The organism is Carnobacterium viridans (assembly GCF_900102725.1).
GTDB classification, from domain to species: Bacteria; Bacillota; Bacilli; order Lactobacillales; family Carnobacteriaceae; genus Carnobacterium_B; species Carnobacterium_B viridans.
Map to the genome: position 1 here is coordinate 828,597 of NZ_FNJW01000008.1, position 19,519 is coordinate 848,115.

Genomic DNA, 19,519 nt, shown 5'->3' on the forward strand with positions numbered 1-19,519 from the left:
TATGAATGGATTAAAAGGGATTCACCACGTAACAGCTATTACAAGTAGCGCAGAAAAGATTTATGACTTCTTTACGAACGTTTTGGGTGTCCGCTTAGTAAAAAAGACAGTAAACCAAGATGACATTCAAACGTATCACCTTTTCTTTTCAGATGATAAAGGCAGCGCAGGTACAGATATGACATTTTTTGATTTCCCTGGTATTCCTAAAGGTTCAAAAGGAACCAATGATATCTCAAAGACTTCTTTACGCGTGCCAAGTGATGCTGCTTTAGATTATTGGGTCAAACGATTTGATAAATATAACGTATCACATAAAGAAATCTCAGAACAATTTGGGGTCAAAGTGTTGGCTTTTCATGATTTTGATGATCAACACTATCAATTGATTTCAGATGAAAACAATGTAGGAATAGCTTCTGGTATCCCATGGCATAAAGGCCCAGTTCCAGATGAATTTGCTATTACTGGTTTAGGTCCTATCTTTTTACGTGTGAAAAATTTTGACTTTATGAAAGAAATTTTGGAGAAAGTCTTGCTGTTTAAAGAGATAGCTAAAGAAGGCAATTATCACCAATTTGAAGTTGGCGAAGGCGGAAATGGCGCGCAAGTAATTGTTGAGTACAGCGCTCTGCTTCCCGATGCACGACAAGGTTATGGAAATGTGCATCACGTTGCATTCCGTGTAGAGGATCGTGCTGTTTTAGAAGAATGGATTCAACGAATGAACCAATTTGGGTTGCCAACTTCTGGTTATGTCGATCGTTTTTACTTTGAATCTCTTTATGCCCGTGTATCTCCAGGTATTTTGTTTGAATTTGCAACGGATGGTCCTGGTTTTATCGACGATGAAGAACATTACGAAATATTAGGTGAAACCTTAGCCTTACCACCAAAATTCAGGGATCAACGTACCGAGATAGAAAAATTGGTTCGGCCGATAGATACCGTTCGCAGTACAAAAGTATTTCAAAAAGAGTATTTAGATTAAAATCTATTTTTATAGTTAAAATTAACTTTTAGGAAGTGACCAATTATGTTTCACTATACAGCAGAACAATTAAACAAAAAACAGCAGTACAAATTTGTTAGCGGAAGTGTGATTCCACGTCCAATCGCTTGGGTCACCACTTTGTCAAAAGATGGTTCCGTAGTAAATGCCGCTCCTTTCAGTTTCTTCAGTGCAGCATCCAATGAATTACCTTTATTAACCGTTGCTATCTTAAGAAAAGATGGCGTTATTAAAGACACCGCTCGTAATATTCTTGATCGAAAAGAAGCGGTTGTACACATTGTTGATCAATCTGTCGTTGAGGATATGAACCAAACATCTGCCCCACTCTCACCAGACGAGAGTGAGTTGGACCACACAAGCTTAACATTGATTGATAGTCTGAGCGTGCAGGTTCCTTCTATTGTTGAAGCTAAAATTCGTTTTGAAGGTGTCTTACATCAATATGTACCAATTAAAGATGAGCACGACAATATTGTAACGGACTTCTTTTTTATTCGAGTAACGGATTTCTTTTTTGACGAGACGGTCTTTGATCAAGAAAAAGAATATATTTTAACGGATAAATTAAATCCCGTTGCACGACTTGCCGGTAACCAATACGCTACACTAGATGAAGAATTCACTATTGTACGTCCAACATAAACTAAGAAAGAGCCGCTCAACAAGAAAAAATTTCGGCTCAATACTTTTTAGTGTTGATAACTTAGTTAAATGAATGGCACGAAATTTTTGAAGGAATAGGGTTTGCTTGTAGCCATGCATTAGATTCAATGCGAATTATATAGCGTTAATGCTTTAGCAGTTACGCTATATTTGAGGCTTGAAAGCTCTGAAGATTACAGGCTTCAGACGTTCCCATGGCTCTCCACAAGCAAACCCGTCTATTCCAGAAGAATTTTTTTCTTCTATTAAAATAAAACCAATTGATGAAGAGTCAGAAAGAGTCGCTCAAGAAAAAATTTCTTGAGCGACTCTTTTTTTGGATTTCATTGTTTTATTGGACGATTGCATTCATGTAAATACAACAGGACTGTACCGATTAAAATAAATAGATTTATACCTAATGTAATGGTACTGATTTCTAACGAAAGAATGCCTATATTAGCTATTACTCCGAATAATAAAATGATCAGCATACCGCCTAACAGTCCTATTAGGCTCATCATACTCTGCTTAACAAGTTGTGTCTCATCTTGCCAGTCATAATAAGCCATCCTATTTCCAATAAAAATACCTCCTACTGCTGTAAATAATAAAAAGCTAAGTGGTGTAACGATTATCATAATTGTTTCAATGAGGCTCGTTTTTAAAGAGATACTAAATAATAGTGAACAGACAAGTGATGTTGGAATCGTAAACGTCAAATTGGTTAGTAAATAACTGTCATATAGGGTCTTTGGAGAAATTGGCAATGATTTAATCAACCAGACGTTTTTCCCTTCTAATGCGAGTGAGATAGTGGCTGTATTTGTCATAGAAACCATAGCCGCAATAATGTAACCAGCAGCATTTTTTGCGATTGGAAAATAGTCAGCTAAATCAAGACTCTGCACTATTTTCTCAGGTCCTATGGTTAATGTACTAATAGCTAATAAAATGGCAAGAACACAACCAACCAATAAGTTTGTGGCAGCTACTGTTGACTTTAAGATTCGCATCAGTGTCTTTTTATACAATGCCAAAAGCACCCCACGTTGACGCAACACCCCGATTTTATAATTTCCCTTGCTGCTATGTGAAGACAGTGCTGTATTGATTTGTTTGTATTTTATGGATAACAACTGTAAAAATAGGAAGTACAAACCAATAGAAATAATCACAAAGATCAGAAAAGAATGGAGTTTTCCATCCACTACTGCTTCTTTAAACAATTTTATAGGTAAGTATAATTGGTTCAATCTATCAGAAATAAAAGGAGCTAAATTCGAAAATGCTTCCGCATTCAGGTTTCCTGTTTGAGAATCAACAAGTTCTCCAAATCCTAAATCTGCTGTTGAAACAGTCATAAGAAAAATCAAAAACACGACTACTGATCCGATGGAAAGGACTGTAGATACTGCATTTGTGTATTTAAATTTAGAAGAAATTGCCGTAACTACTGTTCCAAAAACAGCTGCAATAACAGTAGGAATCAAGCTAACTAAAAAGATGCTGACAAACCAAAAAAGATGAGTTATAAAATCAGGCTGTTCAAAAAATAAATAAATCATTCCCATTGGAAATATAACGAGAAAAGCAATAAAAGTATTCCAAATATACATATTCAAAAAGCGGCTGCTAATAATTGTCCTTACAGTTATTGGTAAAGACATGACTAAATCATAATCACTAAAATTAAAAAATTCTCCATTTGATTTAAATAATGAAAATGTTAAAGTAAGCACGCTGCTGATAAAGATAGCAATACTAGGAATCAGGTCTGTCATTCCTAAATAAACATAGCTGTACGCCACTCCACCACAATAAGAAATGATCATAAGTAGAACCAGGCCAATAGCTACGGCTACTGCAATTTTACTATTTCTTTTGCGTTTATCCTTTTCATAACGAAAAACATTCCAACCAAGTTGCTCTACTAATCTGTTTTTAGCAAGAAGCCAACTTAGATTTTTCCGTTTTAATTTCGCAGCTTTAGTATTCATACCTTACAGTACCCTCCTCTTCTTTTATAATTCTTGGTTCAGCATGTCTATAAAAATTTCCTCTAGAGAACTCCCTTTTTTCTCTTTTAACATGTCTTCCATCGTTCCTGAAAAAACAAGTTTCCCATGATTGATCATCGCTACTTTATTGCAAAGCTTTTCTGCAGTATCCAGTACATGTGTTGAAAAGAAAACGGAACTTCCCTGTGCACAAAGTTCATTCATGATTTCTTTTAGTACAACCGCAGCTTTAGGATCCAGGCCTACAAAAGGTTCATCTAATACAAGTAGCTTTGGCTTATGAATCACAGCCGAAATAATAGCAAGTTTTTGTTTCATACCATGTGAGTAAGAAGAAATTAGGGCTCCCAAGTTTCCAGTGATTTCAAATAAATCTGCATATTTTTTCATGTTCTCTTCTCGAACAGTTGAAGGAACACCAAAAATATCTGCTATAAAATTCAGATACTGAATACCAGTCATATATTCGTATAAATCTGGATTATCTGGTATATAGGCTATCACTTGCTTGCATAAAAGCGGTTCAGTTTTCATTGAATGACCGTCAATAAAAATTTTTCCTTCTTCATAGTCAAGAATACCCACTATCGATTTGATTGTCGTACTTTTCCCTGCTCCATTATGACCAATAAAACCAAAAATATCTCCTTCTTCTACTTTAAAGCTGATATCGTCTACTGCTTTTTTTCCACCTTTATACGTCTTAGTGAAATGTTTGATTGTTAACATTTCATACTTCCTCTCTGATTTATGTACTTGTTTCACCAACACTTTATTTTTTTTATAGTTCGTTCTCATTTTGTTCTGGAATATGTAATAGAGTTTTTATTTGTCTACTATAAATCATCATAACCTCTTTTGTTTTACTTTACAGCAATTTTTATAAGCAAACTAGATTCACTTAATTATTTCTGGAAAATTAGTGAAAATCTCTATTCATCTCAGTTGATTTAGTGATACAAATACACCCCGAAAACTAGAATTCACTCTAGCTTTCGGGGTGTAAATTGTATCAAATTTGATTTCAAAAACTGATTACAGTTTTTTATGCTTTTGCTGTAAGTGTTCCAATTTCTGCTGAAGCAGAAGCTTGTCCTTTTCCACTTAAAGTGAAATCAGCTACTTTATCCATATTTGTAAAGACTACAACCATTGCGTTATCTTTTCCAGCAGCTTCAAGAGCAACTAAGTCAACTGTAGAAACTAATGTTTCAGGTGTTACTTGGTCTCCTTCAACTACTGAGTTAGTAAATGGTCCACCATTTAGTTCAACAGTATCTAGACCCATGTGTAAGAGTACTTCTACTCCATTTGGAAGTTCAATTCCAATGGCATGCTTAGTTGGAAATACACTGACAACTTTCCCAGTTACTGGAGAATAAATTTTTCCGTCTGTTGGGATAACTGCAAATCCATCACCCATCATCTTTTGTGAGAAAACTGGATCTGCTACTTCTTCAATAGCTACCACTGTCCCATTTGCAGGTGCGAATAATTTTGCTGCTGCGCTGCTTTCCTTTTTAGTATCTTTTTTCAAAAAATCAAACATTCCCATTTCATTTCCTACTTTCTCTATTTTATAGTCTGCTTCTTACCAATTGAACAATAAGAAGTTTGCACCTTATGATACCATAAAAGACAGCCTAAAGAGAACAAAAATAGCTGTTACTTGACTATTAATTGTCTTTTTATTCACTTCTTTTTAAAATCTAAATAAATCGTTTCAATTTCCAGCTCTTCGCTATTAGAGCCTATCATTACATCAAATTCCCCAGCTTCAACGGATACAGATAAATCTTGATGAACATATTTAAAATCTTGTTTTTGCAACTGAAATACCACTTCAGCTGATTGACCTGGTTCTAAAAATATTTTTTTGAACCTTTTTAATTCTTTAACTGGGCGAACAACTTCGCCTACTTTATCTCTGATATATAACTGAACGATTTCAGCACCTGAAAGGTTCCCGTTATTTGTAATCGTAACTTCAATACGGACCTCTTCCTTAGACTCAGCTACAGTAACCTGCATTGGACTATACTTAAATTCTGTATAACTTAAACCAAAACCAAAAGGAAAAAGAGGACTGTTCTCGACATCCAAATACCTTGAAAGATACTTATCATCTTGATTATAGGGTGTCAATGGGCGTCCAGTGCTGTCTTGATTGTAATAAAGAGGGACTTGCCCAACTGTTCTTGGAAAAGACATCGTTAGTTTGCCACTTGGATTTTTTTGTCCAAATAAAAGATTTGCAACTGCTGATCCAGCTTCTGTACCTGGAAACCAAGCTTCTATCATACTGTCCACATCTTGACTAATATCCGTCAAATCTAAAGGTCTGCCATTGAATAGAATCAAATGAATGGGCTTAGATGTCGTGCGAAGATTCTTGATCAACTGAATCTGTTCTGCCGGCAATTTAAGGTTGCTTCGACTTGCTCCTTCTCCACTCATATAGGAAGATTCTCCACCTACAATTATTATCACATCAACATTTTTAACTTCTGTTAGCCAGTCTTTATGATTTTCATTTTTCAAAGGAGAATAGGTTTTCAAAACTATCGATTCTTTTGAAACATGTTGCAGCAATCCTTCATAGACAGACACACTTTCGCTTTGTTGTCCTTTCCAAGACCATGCGCCTAGAACATCTTTGGATTGCTCTTCAGGAACAAATAATGCGATTTTTTGCTGGATGTCTAAAGGCAAAACTTGTTTTTCATTTTTTAATAATACCATTGATTCTTCGGCTATCTTCCTAGCTTTTTCTCGATGTTTTAGACTAAATACGATTGTCTTTTCTTCTTTACTATTTGCACCGCGATAAGGATCTTCAAATAGGCCCAGCTCATTTTTCAATGTTAAAATACGCCATACCGCTTCATCAAGAAGAGATTCAGATATTTCCCCTTCTTCTATTAGATCATGTAAATGATTCAAATATCCGCCTGTCATCATCTCGATATCCACGCCAGCTTTTAGTGCTAGCCTAGCGGCTTGCTTTAAATCAGCTGCAATCCCATGTGAAATCATTTCGCCAACTGAGGCCCAATCTGATATTAGAACACCTTGAAAGCCAAATTCTTTTCGCAAAATATCCCGCATCAAAGGTTTATTGGCAGTAGCTGGAACACCATCAAGTGAATTAAATGCCGTCATTACTAGTTTACTGCCTTCATCGATTCCTGCTTGATAAGCGGGCAGGTACATTTCTCTTAACGTTCGTTCAGACAATTCAACAGTATTGTATTCACGGCCAGCTATGGGTGCACCATATCCAGCAAAGTGTTTGATACAAGCTGCTACACTCATTTTATTATTTATTAAATCTTTCCCTTGATAGCCTCTGACAAAAGCGCGTGCGTATAGTTGATTCAGATAAGGATCTTCTCCAGTAGATTCCATGACTCTTCCCCAGCGGGCATCACGAACTAAATCGACCATAGGCGCAAAGGTAACATGTAAACCAGAAACAGCTGCTTCCTTTGCAGATAGAATAGCACTTTCTTCAGCCAAATTAGGATCCCATGTGCTAGCTATACCTAAGGGGATTGGAAAAATCGTTCGGTATCCATGAATGACATCCGCCATAAATAATAGTGGTATTCCTAGACGACTTTTTGCTAAATGTTCCTTTTGGATGTCTATTAATGTTTGAGCACCAGATACGCCAAGTACTGAACCAATTGTAGACATTTTCTCTGGAGATAAATTCATTTCATGCATGGGACCAGTGTTTTCACTATCTTCTTCTTTATAAAATTCTCCTGCTAATTGGACCATTTGACCAATTTTTTCTTCTCTTGTCATTTTACCTAATAGATGATGCAGCTGAATTGAGTCCATAAAAATCCTCCTTATTATTTTTTTATTTACACGGAATAGTTCCTCCAAATTTGACTAACTCCGTCAGATAAACCGTTTTCACAACATCACTGTATCATCATTTTTTTTGTTTCTCAAACGATACCCGTTTAAAAGTATGCTATAGTTATTATAATTCTTATAGAAAGGACGATTAATAGATGAAAAAAATTAGTAAAGGGCTTTTTCTTTCCATTGCAATTGCACTTATTGCTACACTATTTGGAAATGTATTTCCTATTATTGGCAGTGCTGTATTTGCTATTATAATAGGTTTATTATTAAACAACACAATCAGTATCCCCGTTGACTTTCAGCCAGGTATCAAATTTTCTTCTAAAAAAATTCTGCAAGCTTCGATTGTCTTATTAGGTTTTAGCTTATCTATTCAAGATATTCAATCAACGGGGCTTTCATCTCTAAGCGTTACGCTGATTACAATTGTTGTCGCTTTTATCAGTGCTTTTTTAATTGGAAAATGGTTAAAAATTCCGGTGAACACGGCAACTTTAATAGGAGTAGGAACAGCCATATGTGGAGGTTCAGCAATTGCTGCTGTTTCGCCCATCATTGAGGCAAAAGATGAAGAAATCGCTTTATCCATCTCGACTATTTTCTTATTTAATATTGTAGCGGTCTTTTTGTTTCCTTTTATAGGACACTTAATGAATTTATCAGATAGCGGCTTTGGTTTATGGGCAGGAACAGCTATTAATGACACTTCTTCAGTTGTAGCGGCAGGTTATAGTTACAGTGAATCTGCTGGAGATTATGCTACCATTGTAAAATTGACTAGAGCTACATTGATCATACCTGTATCATTACTAATTGCTGGCATCCAACTTTATAAGAAACGACGCAATGCTGAGAAAGTTTCGTTAAAACAAATCTTCCCATGGTTTATTTTATGGTTTCTAGTTGCTTCTCTAATCAGTAGTACCGGTATACTTCCTGAACTATTTATCACTTCTGCCAAATGGCTTTCACGTTTCATGATTGCAATGGCATTAGCTTCGATTGGTTTATCTGCTAATGTTAAAGAGCTCTTAAAGACAGGCGTGAAACCAGTTTTACTTGGTTTGATGACTTGGTTCTTTGTGGCAGCTAGCAGTTTACTGGTCCAGTTCATTCAAGGTCAACTTTAATTCTATTTTTAAAAACTACTGATAGTCTGATTAAAAAGTTCCTTAATTTTGTCTAAAGACTATAGGATAAAGAACTAAATTTGGGTATACTTATTTTTGTGAGTCTTAATTCACATTTTTGATTTGAAAGGAGAACAACATGATTTTTATTGAATTATTAAAAGCGGCATTTTTAGGAATTGTCGAAGGAGTTACGGAATGGCTACCGATTAGTAGCACAGGTCATATGATTTTGGTAGAGCAATTTATTAATTTAGATGCTTCAGCAGGATTTAAAGAAATGTTTTTTGTCGTCATCCAATTAGGTGCCATTTTGGCGGTAGTATTACTTTATTTTCATAAGTTAAACCCATTTTCACCAAAGAAGACGACACAAGAAAAGAAAGACACGCTTTCTATCTGGTATAAAGTAATTATTGGGGTGCTTCCGGCAGCCGTATTAGGTTTTCTATTTGATGATTGGTTAAATGAACATTTATACAATTATTGGACAGTTGCCATTATGCTTATTGTTTACGGAATTTTATTTATTGTTATTGAAAATCGGAATAAAGGAAAAGAAAGTTCGATCACTTCTTTTAAAGATTTGACGTATAAAACTGCCTTTCTGATTGGGATGTTCCAAGTTCTTTCATTAATTCCCGGTACTTCTCGTTCGGGAGCAACCATCCTGGGTGCTATCCTAATCGGTACTTCTCGTTTCGTTGCTACAGAATATTCATTTTTCTTATCGATTCCAATTATGTTTGGCGCAAGTTTCCTTAAACTGATTAAGTTTGGGTTTGCCTTTACAGGTATGGAAGTAGCGATTCTTTTAACAGGTATGGTAGTTGCATTTGTAGTTTCTATTATCTCGATTAAATTCTTGATGGGCTACATTAAAAACAATGACTTTAAAGCTTTTGGTTGGTACAGAATTATTCTAGGTGTACTCGTTATTGCGTATTTTCTTTTATTCGGTTAATTACTAGATCGCTTAAGGTAAACATTTTAGCTCAAAAATTCATTCTCACTCTTAATGTTTTTTCATTAAAAGTGAGAATGAATTTTTTTTAGCTGTTTCCAGCTTTTCTGATTATCATTTGGCCTCACTCTTCCATGAAATGACCTTTGATGGACAAGTGAACCCAAGAAAAGGTGTCACTTATCCATGGAGGCTAGTTTCACATAAGAGTGAAGCACGAAAAAATCCCACTCTTCCAAGGAAGAATGAGATTAACAACCATTGATAGTGTTCCAGAGTTTTTATAAAACTCTTATTTTACAAAAAACGCTTCATATAATGCTTTTACTGCTAGGTCTTCGTGTTTAGCCTGAATACCAAACATGACACTAACTTCTGAAGCTCCTTGGTTGATCATATCGATATTGATAGTATTCTCAGAAAATGCTGTCGCTGCTTTGGACATCGTAAACATTTTTTCGCGCATACCCTCTCCTACAATCATGATCAAGGCAATGTTGCGTTCAACTGTTACGCTATCTGCATCCAACTCTTCTTTTAATTGTACTAATAAAGAGTCTTCTTCTTCTGTAGTCATTTGATTGCTGTGCAAAATAATCGTTAAATTATCAATTCCTGAAGGCATGTGTTCATAACTGATCCCTTTTGATTCCAGAATTTCCAAAACCTTTCGCCCAAAACCAATTTCTCGGTTCATCAGATACTTATCAATATAAATACTGCTGAAGCCGCTTGAACTAGCAATCCCTATGACACTTTGTTCTGACATTTGACGTTCTTTCATGATTCGTGTACCCGGTGCTGATGGATTATTTGTATTTTTGATTTGAACTGGAATTCCTAATTTAAATGCCGGTTGCAAAGCTTCATCATGTAAAACTGAAAATCCACCATATGAAAGCTCGCGCATTTCACGATAAGTTAACTCTTTTATACCAATAGGATTCTCTACCACGTTAGGATTAGCGGCAAAAATAGCATCGACATCTGTAAAGTTCTCATACAAACCTGCTTTTATCCCATTTGCTAAAATTGATCCAGTAATATCTGATCCACCTCTAGAAAAAGTACACGCTTTTCCATCCTTAGTGTAGCCAAAGAATCCAGGGAAAATAATAACTTCTTTACTCTCGCGCAGTTTATACAATTGTTCGTAACTTTCCGGTAAAACTTGAGCATTTCCTGGTTCATTTGTTACGACCAAGCCTGCTTCTTTGGGATCCATATAACGAGCTGGCACACCTTCTTGATTAAAATAAGCCGCTACTAACTTGGCGTTATTATTCTCACCACTTGCTTTAAAAGCATCTAAATAATAATCAGGTTCGTCTTTATTGCCGTTAACTAATGAATCTAAATTGGTCCGGATTTCATCAATAATTTCATTCCCCAACCCTAACTCTTCTGCAATACTTTGGTACCGATTTATAATTTTACTCAATACCGCACTATAATCATGTCCGACAAGTGCTTTCATTCCAAATCCAATCAACAGGTCTGTTACTTTTTCATCTTCTGCTGAACGCTTACCAGGAGCCGATACGACAACTATTTTCCGTGCAGCATCTTCTTTTACGATTTGCACTACTTTTTTTAACTGACTTCCTGAAGCTAAAGAGCTTCCACCAAATTTAATCACGTTCATCAAAGTAACATCCTTTATCATTTTTTATTTACTTTCTATTATCACCATACAAGAGAGAAAAAGCTTATTTCTATATTTTGGACTGTTTTTTGTTGATAATCAAGTCTTTCTATTGATTTAAGAAAAAAAGTAGCTATATTTCATTTATTCTTGCTTTTTTGCTTTTAGTAATCTATTTAACATCAATTTGACATCAAAATAATACTTTAGTCCCTATTTAATTCACTTAAATAAGCATATAATAAAGGAGTTGAAATTGACAACACTTTTTACGCACTTATTCTATTACTTATTTATGGGAGAAAAAATATGAAGATCACTAAATACATTAATTATTTTCTAGGATTTTCTGTTGTGGCAGGGTTATTGGGAAATTCTGTTTCAAGGAAAAAAAATACGTTGTCTAAACGTAAATTCATTCAAGATCCCTTATCCTCTTTTATTGGAACTTGGAGCAATCAAGAAACAAATGATAAACGGAGGTTTTTAAAAATAACAAAAGAAGGCGAGTTTCTTATCAATGATCAGCTTATTGTAGGAAGCATCACTTCTATCTCCCATCAACAACTTGTTTTCACTGATCATTACGGCTATGAATTAATCGCTAAACGTCAAGCGAATAATACGTTGTCTTTTTATGATGATGCAGATGAGAAAGATTATTTATTTGTTTTAACAGAGTAAAACCCGTCCATGATATCAACCTCATGGGTGGGTTTTACTCGTTCTATTTATATCTATTAGTGAACTTATTTTCTATATCCGTTATGTTATAATAAATGTTCACACCATTCTTCATTGCTCAGAAAGGAGTACTGCTCTTGTTCCAATACCTTTTAATCGGGTTGATTGCTTTTTACGTGATGGGTAATTTATTAGCCTTACGTTATTTTAGTGCCTATGATTTTGAGAGTCAGTTTGTACGTATTTTTCTTGTGAATGATCGTAGGATCATTAAAAACATCAAAGAAAAAGCAACTGTACCGCTAGTTAAAAAGCTAAAGCAAGTTTTTAGCCTTCAGCTCATTGCCAAAATCATTATTTATTCTCTCTTTGTTCACTTTTATCTTGGAGATAACACAGCTGTGAGTGTTTTTATTTTAGCTACTTTGTTTGTTTGCAATATTCTCTTTGATTTACAAACAAATCGTATCGTTTCTAAAGCAAATCAATCCTAAACATGTAGTTAAATAGAAAGAGCTCTAAATCAAAGATACTAGATCTTTATTTAGAGCTCTTCTGATTTTTAGTCCTGCCTATTAAAGGATGACTCAAGCTTAGTCAACGTTTAGTGTGCTTCAATATAAGCATCTTTGTAAGTGTATTTAGCTCCAACTTGGTGATTGTAAATATTCTTAACATATTCTTTTTGTAAAGTTGCTGCAGCTCTTTGGAATAGAGGGGCAACACCTGCTTCTTCTAATAAGATTTTTTCTGCATCAAGCAAGTTTGTCCAACGTGCATCAACATCTGTTGCGTTCTCTCCTTTAGATAAAGCAACTAGTTCGTCAAATTCTGCATTACTATAGCTAGAACGGTTGTATGGACTTTCTGATGTCATTAAATCAATAAAGTTTACTGGATCAGCAAAGTCAGCTCCCCAACCACCTAAAGCAAAATCGTAATCTTGTTTTGTTTGCAATTCTAAACGAGATTTAAAAGGAACGTTTTTCAAGGTCACTTCTACACCAGGCAAATTCGTTTCAATTTGATCTTTCATGTAAGCTCCAACTTTTTTATTTGTTTCATCATCGTCACCAAGTAACTCTAATGTTACAGTATCTGTACCTAGTTCAGACTTAGCTGCTTCCCAATATTCTTTAGCTGCATCAGCATCAAAGGCTAGGTAGTCTCCAGATTCTGCACGGAAGTCATCTCCAGAAGTTGGATTCGCTGCTAACTCAGAAGGAACAAGACCTCCTACTGTTTGAGAACCATTTGCTAAGATTTCGCTAACCAATAGTTCATGATCATAAGCAGTTGCAATTGCTTTACGTAAATTTTCATTAGCTAAAGGTGTTTCTTCTCCATTTTTTTCTTGATTCAATTGAAGATAAGACGTTCTTGCTTCTGTTTCAACAGTATAATCTGCATTATCTTTGTATTGTTTAGCAAACTCACCGGTTAAATTAACTCGATCAATTTGACCAGAATCGTATAAGTTTAGCGCTGTAGACGTTTCTTTAATAACTTCAACATTAATTTCTTCTAAAGTAACATTTTCAGCATCCCAATAATCATCATTCTTCTCGTAAGTCCAATTTAAATTTGTTCCATCCCATTTAGTGAATGTGAAGGGCCCATTAAAGACCATTGTTTCTGCTGAAGTCCCATATTTATCTCCTTGTTCTTCTACAAATGCTTGATTTTGAGGGTAGAATGTTGGAAAGGCCATTAAAGAAATAAAGTATGGTACCGGTGTTTCCATCGTAACTTTTAATTCATAATCGCCAACAGCTTCCACTCCTAAAGTTTCAGGTTCAGCCTCTCCACCAATGATAGCTGTTGCATTTTTGATTCCTTCAAATAAGTAAGAATAAGAAGCGGCTGTTTCAGGATTAACAACCCTTTGCCAAGCGTATACAAAATCCTTAGCTGTTACAGGATCGCCATTTGACCAAGTTGTATCTTCACGTAATTTAAAGGTATACTCTAAACCATCCTCACTGACTGTTGCTTCTTCTTGAGCTAAAGCTGGAACAGGTTGGCTATCCTTATCAAGGCGGTACAATCCTTCATTGATGTTATTAAAAACGGTAAAACTAACTGTATCTGTAGCTAATGCTGTATCTCCTGTAGGCAATTCAGCAATCTCAACTAAGTTCAGTACTTGTTCTTCTGCTAAATCCCCTTCGCCTGAATTTGATGAAGATGTTTCACTATCTGCTTCATTTCCACAAGCTACCAAAATACCTGCCGTTAATAATAAGGCTCCAGATTTCCACCATTTCTTCTTCTCCATAACTAAATCCCCCGTTTTTAACCTTATTTTAATCTTATTTTAATCTTTTTTTAATTAAATTAGAACTTGATAACAAATATACACAATCCATTTATTATTTGCAAGCTTTTTTTTATCTAAAAAATCAACTTTAATTGACTTTTAAGCTTCGTTACCTTTATGCTTATCATTAGTAAGTATTTTTAAGGAGTGATTAAAGATGAAAATTGCAATCTGGTCGGACTTCGTATGCCCTTTTTGTTATATTGGAAAACGTCATTTAGAAGCCGCAATTAAAGACCGTACAGACATAGAAATCGAATTTCATAGTTATGAACTGGATCCAACAGCACCCGAAAAGGTTGAAGGTACGATGGAAGAGTATTTTGCTGAACATAAAGGAATGAGCGTTGATCAAGCTCAATCAATGTTTAATCAAGTTACTCAAATGGCTAATAATGTTGATTTAGATTACCATTATGAGACTATTCAACATGGTAATACGTTAAAACCACATCGTTTATTTCAGTTTGCCAAAGAACAAGGTAAAGGAAATGAATTTATGGAATTAGCTAAAAAAGCTTATTTTATTGAAGGCAAATGGTTAAATGATGATGATTTCTTAGTTCACATAGCCGAATCAATTGGATTAGAAGAAGCACGTGTTAGAGAAATTCTAACTTCAAATGCTTATTTAGATGCTGTACGTTTAGATCAAGCTCAAGCAGTTGAAATCGGCGTTCAAGGTGTCCCTTTCTTTGTTATCGATGAACAATATGGTGTTAGTGGTGCTCAACCTATCGAAGTATTTGAGCAAGTATTAGCAGAAATTGATGCTAAATCATAAATAGACCAACAAAAAGAGCTGAGAATAAATTCTCAGCTCTTTTTTGTTGATTCCATCTACTATAATTCTCTACCCTAAGGCAAATTAGTTTTCTTTATCAGCTAGAAAGCTAAAATAGAATTAACAAGATAGGAGGAACATCATGTATATTTTGCTCAATTTTTTTTGTGCAGTAGGCTTTGCTTTAATTCATTTTTTCTCTAAATCTGTTCGCTTTGCGAATGTAGTGCCCAGAACCAAATTTTTATCTTTTTCAGCTGGAGTTTCTGTTGCCTATGTCTTTGTCCATTTATTGCCAGAATTAAACCACTACCAGGAAGTATTAATCAATGAACTAAAAAATAGTCCGTGGAGGTACTTAGAACACCATATTTATGTCATTGCTTTAGCTGGACTAGTCTTGTTCTATTCTTTAGAACGATTAGTCAAGCTTTCTAAAAATAATCCTCACTTTAAACAATCTGAAAATGCTAGTTCAGGTATATTTTGGCTTCATATTGGTTCCTTTTTTATTTACAATGCCATTATTGGGTATTTGCTTGTACAAGAAGAGTTCAACAATGTTCTTGGAATGTTATTTTATTTTATCGCATTAGGTGTTCATTTTATAACCAATGATTGGAGTTTACGTAAAGAGCATCAACACACTTATGATCAATATGGTAGAGTACTTTTAACTGTAGCTATTCTTTTGGGATGGCTACTCGGAGCATTAACAGAACTAAATGAACTACTACTCTCTATTTTACAAGCCTTTATAGCCGGTGGTGTTATCCTCAATGTCATGAAAGAAGAACTTCCTCAAGAACAAGAAAGCAGCATAAGCAGTTTTTTAATTGGCTCGTTTGGATACTCTCTTCTGCTAATCTTCCTCTAAAGTTCATTTTGAGCACACAGAAAAACCCGTCTATTCCAGAAGAAATTTTATTTTCTTCTATTCAATACCATTTGACGAAGAGTAAAAACCCCTTGGAATCAGAAATTTGATTCCAAGGGGTTTTTTAACCTGGTTTAGTACTGTTAAATTAGATAATTGCAATAGCAACCATCGTAAGCAGGAATAAGAAAGATACGACTTTCATCGCTTTTTTTACTACGAAAAATTCACCATTTGCTAACTTAAATATAGGATAAGCTACAAAACCAAAAGCTAATCCATCAACAATACTTGATGTTAAAGGAATCATCACTACAATTAAAAAGGCAGGGAACCATTCACTAAAATCATCAAATGGAATATGTTTTAAATTTTCCATCATAATTGCTCCAGTGATTACGATAACAGGTGATAGTGCGGCATTCGGAATATAAGACAACAATGGTGTGAAAACTAGTGAAAGTAAAAATAGTCCTCCAGCAAACACAGCTGTTAATCCGGTCTTCCCACCCGCTTTAATACCTGACGCACTTTCAGCTGCTGGTATAGTCGGGCTCGTTCCAAGTAAACTTGATACAAGCGTCATGATTCCACTGACTTTAAAAGCACTTGTAAAACGAGTCTTATCTTCTAACATACCTTCAAATAAACCTATAGATTCAAAAATTAAAATCATTGTCAAAGAAAATACAGCTAAAATAAACGGCACACTAAGGACTGTTGAAAAATCAAATGCTCCTACAAGTGCCGGATAGTCTGAAAGATTACTCAATGAAAACGAAGAAGCTCCTACTTCATGAACACCAGTTACCAAAGAAATAATTGTGATAACAGCAATTCCAATAAAAAAGCTACCCGGTACGTTTCTTAAGTAGAGCACACCGGATAATAAAATCCCAATAACAGTGAATAAGACAAGTGGCTGAGACAAATCTCCTAATGTAATAAATGAGTTGGCTCCTCCATCAGCAAGAATACCACCATTTTCTAATCCAATGACGACCAAGAAAAGTCCAATCCCAGCTGTGATGCCATGTTTTAATGAATCAGGAATCGCTTCCACTAATAACTTGCTGATAGAAGTATAAGCAATACAAGTAAATATTATTCCAGAAACAAAAACTACAGCTAAGGCTTGCTGCCAAGATAGCTCCAATGAACCTACGATTGTATACGTAAAGAAAGCATTGACTCCCATACCAGGAGTGAGCACCAGTGGAGCATTTCCCCATAAACCCATTAAAATGCTTCCAACAGCAGAAACTAAAATCGTACCGAACACACTTAACTCAGGTGGAATCCCTGCTTCAGCTAATATTAATGGATTGACTATAATAATATACGATAGCGCGAAAAATGATGTAATACCCGCTATCATTTCTTGCTTAATACTTGTTTGGTTTTCTTTCAATTTAAAAAAGTTCACTATTTTTTCTCCTTTTCGATGTGTTTTCTCAAACACAAGTAATCTGGAGACATGGGCTGCAGTCTTTTTAAAGCTTGCACAGCAAAAAAGAAAGTTTTCTTTCCTTACACGCCCCAACATTTCATTTTACCATCAATGGTACAAAAAGTCATGTACTTTTTCAATATGATAGAAAGACAAAAAGAAGCACTCAACAGAGAAATGACATTCTCTGTTGAGTGCTCCTTCATTTATTCGTTGTTTAAATTATAGTGGTCTTTATCGATCGACTCTTTTCTTTTACCAATAGAATTGCTTTGTTAGGTTGTAGTTGAATATGATTTAGGTGATTTTCATCTAAAAAAGATGAAAATTTAAAGTCATACTGTTCTGGAATATCAGCTATTTCTAACCGTTTTTCTTTATTAGCTGTGTTTAAAATCATAATGACAAACTCTTCCTGATTGCTAAACCTAACGATTCCCATCAATTCATCTTGTGAAAAAGAATAAAAATCGCCTTCTTTCAAACTCGTTTCTTTGCTGCGGATAATGGCTAATTTTTTTACAAAAGTTTGAATCTCTTTGTTCTCTTTTCCCCACGGATACATCCGTCGATTATCAGGATCTGCTTTTCCTGCTACACCTGCTTCATCCCCATAATAAAGACAAGGAACTCCTGGAACGATAAACAATAATGCCATTGCTTGTTTTAACTTTGTTACATCTTGGTTTAAGACCGTGTAGATTCGTTCGGTATCATGCGTGCCAATATTATTAAAATTGCTTTTAAAAGCTTCTGCAGGATAATTTTCTTTTAAGTTCATCCACTTCTCAGCAGCTTCTTGCGGAGTTATTGACCTTTGAAGAAGACCAATAATAATTTCCCGAAAAGGGTAATTCATCGCTCCATGCAGTTGACCTCCTTCAATGTAATGACGGCGTTTATTATAAGCAATTTTATTTGAGGCATCTTCCCACACCTCTCCAATCAATACTGAATCTTCAACTGTTTCTTCTAACGCCAATCTCATTCCTTTTAATACATCATCAGATAGTTCATCTGCTACATCTAAACGCCAACCGCCTAATCCTAATTTTGACCATTTGCGGATGACACTATTTTGATCTTTATACAAAAATGACTGAACCCTTGGATTTTGGGTATTCAACTTAGGTAAATCTTTTACCCCCCACCATGATTCGTAGCGATCCGGAAATTTTTCAAACGTGTACCACTCAAAATAACGACTTTCCTTAGATTGATAAGCCCCCATCCCCGGATACGTTCCATACCGATTGAAGTAACGGCTGTCTGCACCCGAATGATTAAATACGCCATCTAAGATAATCCGCATCTCGAACTCTTTTGCTTCTTGAATCAGTTCCTTAAACGTGTTTTCATCACCAAACATTGGATCGATTTTCAAATAGTCGCCTGTATCGTATTTGTGATTGCTTCGAGCCTCAAACAACGGACTAAGATATAAAATAGTGATTCCCATTTCTTTTAAATAAGGTAATTTTTGGATGATACCTGTTAAATTGCCACCATAAAATTCCCAACGAACAATTTCCCCATTTTTATCTTTAATGTACATAGGCAGATCTTCCTGATTAGCATAGAGAAAGGAATTTTGTTTAGGATTCAATACCTTTCCATTTTCATTGCCATTGTAAAAACGATCTACAAAAATATGATAAGCTATTCCCTCACGATACCATTTAGGTGAAGGGTCTGTATATAAATAACTCGTTAGTTGATAAGGCTTCACCTCATGTTCTTGTTTATAAACTTGGCCTTCTCCACCCTTGAATCGTTGATTGTTCCCATAATAAACGACTTCATCTTTTTGATCTTTTTGAACAAGTACTTTAAAAAAATAATAATACAATCCTTGTCCTTCCGTTAATTGAATCGTAACTTGGTATTGGAACTGTCCGATAGAATGCATCTTGACTTCAAATGTATCTCCAAAATCCTTTTGTACAATCAGGTAGACTGGTTCGATTACCGGCCACTTGCATGTAATCGTAAAAGTTACTTTTTGATTGATTGGTACAGCTCCAAATGGTTTTTTGTATTCTGATAACCACGAATTGTAATAAATCTTTTCAGTCATTTTAATTCCTCAGTTCTATTGTAGTTGC

Annotated in this window: 17 protein-coding genes; 9 read left to right on the plus strand and 8 right to left on the minus strand. The window is 35.1% G+C overall.

Annotated elements, in window-relative coordinates; genetic code table 11:
* The first annotated feature begins 1 nt into the window (after window position 1).
* The 3 genes from BLT48_RS05300 (at window position 2) to BLT48_RS13830 (ending at window position 1,982) form a co-directional block, all read left to right on the plus strand.
* Entirely contained in the window at window positions 2–991 is a 990-nt protein-coding gene (locus tag BLT48_RS05300) for a ring-cleaving dioxygenase (protein WP_089975923.1), read from the plus strand.
* 45 nt (window positions 992–1,036) lie between these two features.
* Entirely contained in the window at window positions 1,037–1,657 is a 621-nt protein-coding gene (locus BLT48_RS05305; protein ID WP_089975927.1) for a flavin reductase family protein, read from the plus strand.
* A gap of 178 nt (window positions 1,658–1,835) precedes the next feature.
* Entirely contained in the window at window positions 1,836–1,982 is a 147-nt protein-coding gene (locus tag BLT48_RS13830; RefSeq protein ID WP_176944077.1) for a hypothetical protein, read from the plus strand.
* Between the two features lie 19 nt (window positions 1,983–2,001).
* Here the strand turns inward: BLT48_RS13830 and BLT48_RS05310 are convergent, their stop codons facing one another.
* The 4 genes from BLT48_RS05310 to BLT48_RS05325 all read right to left on the minus strand — a co-directional run bounded on the left by BLT48_RS05310 (window position 2,002) and on the right by BLT48_RS05325 (window position 7,527).
* The gene (locus tag BLT48_RS05310) at window positions 2,002–3,657 is read right to left on the minus strand and encodes an ABC transporter permease (RefSeq protein ID WP_089975930.1); all 1,656 of its coding nucleotides are present in this window, start codon (window positions 3,655–3,657) and stop codon (window positions 2,002–2,004) included.
* Between the two features lie 24 nt (window positions 3,658–3,681).
* Complete coding sequence (locus tag BLT48_RS05315) at window positions 3,682–4,407, minus strand: ABC transporter ATP-binding protein (protein WP_089975933.1); 726 nt, start codon at window positions 4,405–4,407, stop codon at window positions 3,682–3,684.
* Between the two features lie 316 nt (window positions 4,408–4,723).
* Window positions 4,724–5,233 (minus strand): PTS sugar transporter subunit IIA, encoded by a 510-nt coding sequence (locus BLT48_RS05320; protein WP_089975936.1) that lies wholly within the window; start codon window positions 5,231–5,233, stop codon window positions 4,724–4,726.
* Window positions 5,234–5,370: 137 nt separating this feature from the next.
* Window positions 5,371–7,527: a glycoside hydrolase family 3 N-terminal domain-containing protein gene (locus BLT48_RS05325; RefSeq protein WP_089975939.1), complete on the minus strand. Its 2,157-nt coding sequence runs from the start codon at window positions 7,525–7,527 to the stop codon at window positions 5,371–5,373.
* Window positions 7,528–7,706: 179 nt separating this feature from the next.
* On the opposite strand from BLT48_RS05325, the gene BLT48_RS05330 reads away from it, so the two are divergent.
* Both BLT48_RS05330 and BLT48_RS05335 read left to right on the plus strand, forming a co-directional pair.
* On the plus strand, window positions 7,707–8,690 hold the full coding sequence (locus tag BLT48_RS05330) for a YeiH family protein (protein WP_035023840.1): 984 nt from the start codon (window positions 7,707–7,709) through the stop codon (window positions 8,688–8,690).
* A gap of 139 nt (window positions 8,691–8,829) precedes the next feature.
* Complete coding sequence (locus tag BLT48_RS05335) at window positions 8,830–9,654, plus strand: undecaprenyl-diphosphate phosphatase (protein ID WP_035023842.1); 825 nt, start codon at window positions 8,830–8,832, stop codon at window positions 9,652–9,654.
* A 292-nt stretch (window positions 9,655–9,946) separates the two neighbouring features.
* Here BLT48_RS05335 and BLT48_RS05340 read toward each other — a convergent pair whose 3' ends face one another.
* On the minus strand, window positions 9,947–11,299 hold the full coding sequence (locus tag BLT48_RS05340; RefSeq protein WP_035023844.1) for an aspartate kinase: 1,353 nt from the start codon (window positions 11,297–11,299) through the stop codon (window positions 9,947–9,949).
* A gap of 309 nt (window positions 11,300–11,608) precedes the next feature.
* Between BLT48_RS05340 and BLT48_RS05345 the strand changes: the two genes are divergently transcribed.
* Together BLT48_RS05345 and BLT48_RS05350 are read left to right on the plus strand one after the other, a co-directional pair.
* The gene (locus BLT48_RS05345; RefSeq protein WP_035023846.1) at window positions 11,609–11,983 is read left to right on the plus strand and encodes a DUF4828 domain-containing protein; all 375 of its coding nucleotides are present in this window, start codon (window positions 11,609–11,611) and stop codon (window positions 11,981–11,983) included.
* A 137-nt stretch (window positions 11,984–12,120) separates the two neighbouring features.
* Window positions 12,121–12,477: a hypothetical protein gene (locus BLT48_RS05350; RefSeq protein ID WP_035023848.1), complete on the plus strand. Its 357-nt coding sequence runs from the start codon at window positions 12,121–12,123 to the stop codon at window positions 12,475–12,477.
* 110 nt (window positions 12,478–12,587) lie between these two features.
* Here BLT48_RS05350 and BLT48_RS05355 read toward each other — a convergent pair whose 3' ends face one another.
* Entirely contained in the window at window positions 12,588–14,261 is a 1,674-nt protein-coding gene (locus BLT48_RS05355) for a peptide ABC transporter substrate-binding protein (protein ID WP_089975942.1), read from the minus strand.
* A 199-nt stretch (window positions 14,262–14,460) separates the two neighbouring features.
* Here BLT48_RS05355 and BLT48_RS05360 point away from each other — a divergent pair, with 199 nt between their 5' ends.
* Together BLT48_RS05360 and BLT48_RS05365 are read left to right on the plus strand one after the other, a co-directional pair.
* Window positions 14,461–15,087, plus strand: a complete 627-nt coding sequence (locus BLT48_RS05360) for a DsbA family oxidoreductase (RefSeq protein ID WP_035023852.1) — start codon at window positions 14,461–14,463, stop codon at window positions 15,085–15,087.
* Between the two features lie 226 nt (window positions 15,088–15,313).
* Window positions 15,314–15,964, plus strand: coding sequence for a hypothetical protein (locus BLT48_RS05365; RefSeq protein WP_244885804.1), 651 nt, complete (start codon window positions 15,314–15,316; stop codon window positions 15,962–15,964).
* Between the two features lie 148 nt (window positions 15,965–16,112).
* Here the strand turns inward: BLT48_RS05365 and BLT48_RS05370 are convergent, their stop codons facing one another.
* Window positions 16,113–17,390 (minus strand): NCS2 family permease, encoded by a 1,278-nt coding sequence (locus BLT48_RS05370; protein ID WP_089975947.1) that lies wholly within the window; start codon window positions 17,388–17,390, stop codon window positions 16,113–16,115.
* A gap of 241 nt (window positions 17,391–17,631) precedes the next feature.
* A complete protein-coding gene (locus tag BLT48_RS05375; RefSeq protein ID WP_226776608.1) occupies window positions 17,632–19,491 on the minus strand; it encodes an alpha-amylase family glycosyl hydrolase in 1,860 nt (619 codons plus the stop codon).
* Window positions 19,492–19,519 lie beyond the last annotated feature (28 nt).

Excerpts from the sequence above, each read along its gene's own strand:
- BLT48_RS05345 (WP_035023846.1), top strand. The coding sequence starts at position 11,609 with ATGAAGATCACTAAATACATTAATTATTTTCTAGGATTTTCTGTTGTG.
- BLT48_RS05335 (WP_035023842.1), top strand. The coding sequence starts at position 8,830 with ATGATTTTTATTGAATTATTAAAAGCGGCATTTTTAGGAATTGTCGAA.
- BLT48_RS05355 (WP_089975942.1), bottom strand. The coding sequence starts at position 14,261 with ATGGAGAAGAAGAAATGGTGGAAATCTGGAGCCTTATTATTAACGGCA.
- BLT48_RS05340 (WP_035023844.1), bottom strand. The coding sequence starts at position 11,299 with ATGAACGTGATTAAATTTGGTGGAAGCTCTTTAGCTTCAGGAAGTCAG.
- BLT48_RS05330 (WP_035023840.1), top strand. The coding sequence starts at position 7,707 with ATGAAAAAAATTAGTAAAGGGCTTTTTCTTTCCATTGCAATTGCACTT.
- BLT48_RS05320 (WP_089975936.1), bottom strand. The coding sequence starts at position 5,233 with ATGGGAATGTTTGATTTTTTGAAAAAAGATACTAAAAAGGAAAGCAGC.
- BLT48_RS05315 (WP_089975933.1), bottom strand. The coding sequence starts at position 4,407 with ATGTTAACAATCAAACATTTCACTAAGACGTATAAAGGTGGAAAAAAA.
- BLT48_RS05300 (WP_089975923.1), top strand. The coding sequence starts at position 2 with ATGAATGGATTAAAAGGGATTCACCACGTAACAGCTATTACAAGTAGC.
- BLT48_RS05305 (WP_089975927.1), top strand. The coding sequence starts at position 1,037 with ATGTTTCACTATACAGCAGAACAATTAAACAAAAAACAGCAGTACAAA.
- BLT48_RS05375 (WP_226776608.1), bottom strand. The coding sequence starts at position 19,491 with ATGACTGAAAAGATTTATTACAATTCGTGGTTATCAGAATACAAAAAA.
- BLT48_RS05310 (WP_089975930.1), bottom strand. The coding sequence starts at position 3,657 with ATGAATACTAAAGCTGCGAAATTAAAACGGAAAAATCTAAGTTGGCTT.
- BLT48_RS05360 (WP_035023852.1), top strand. The coding sequence starts at position 14,461 with ATGAAAATTGCAATCTGGTCGGACTTCGTATGCCCTTTTTGTTATATT.
- BLT48_RS05325 (WP_089975939.1), bottom strand. The coding sequence starts at position 7,527 with ATGGACTCAATTCAGCTGCATCATCTATTAGGTAAAATGACAAGAGAA.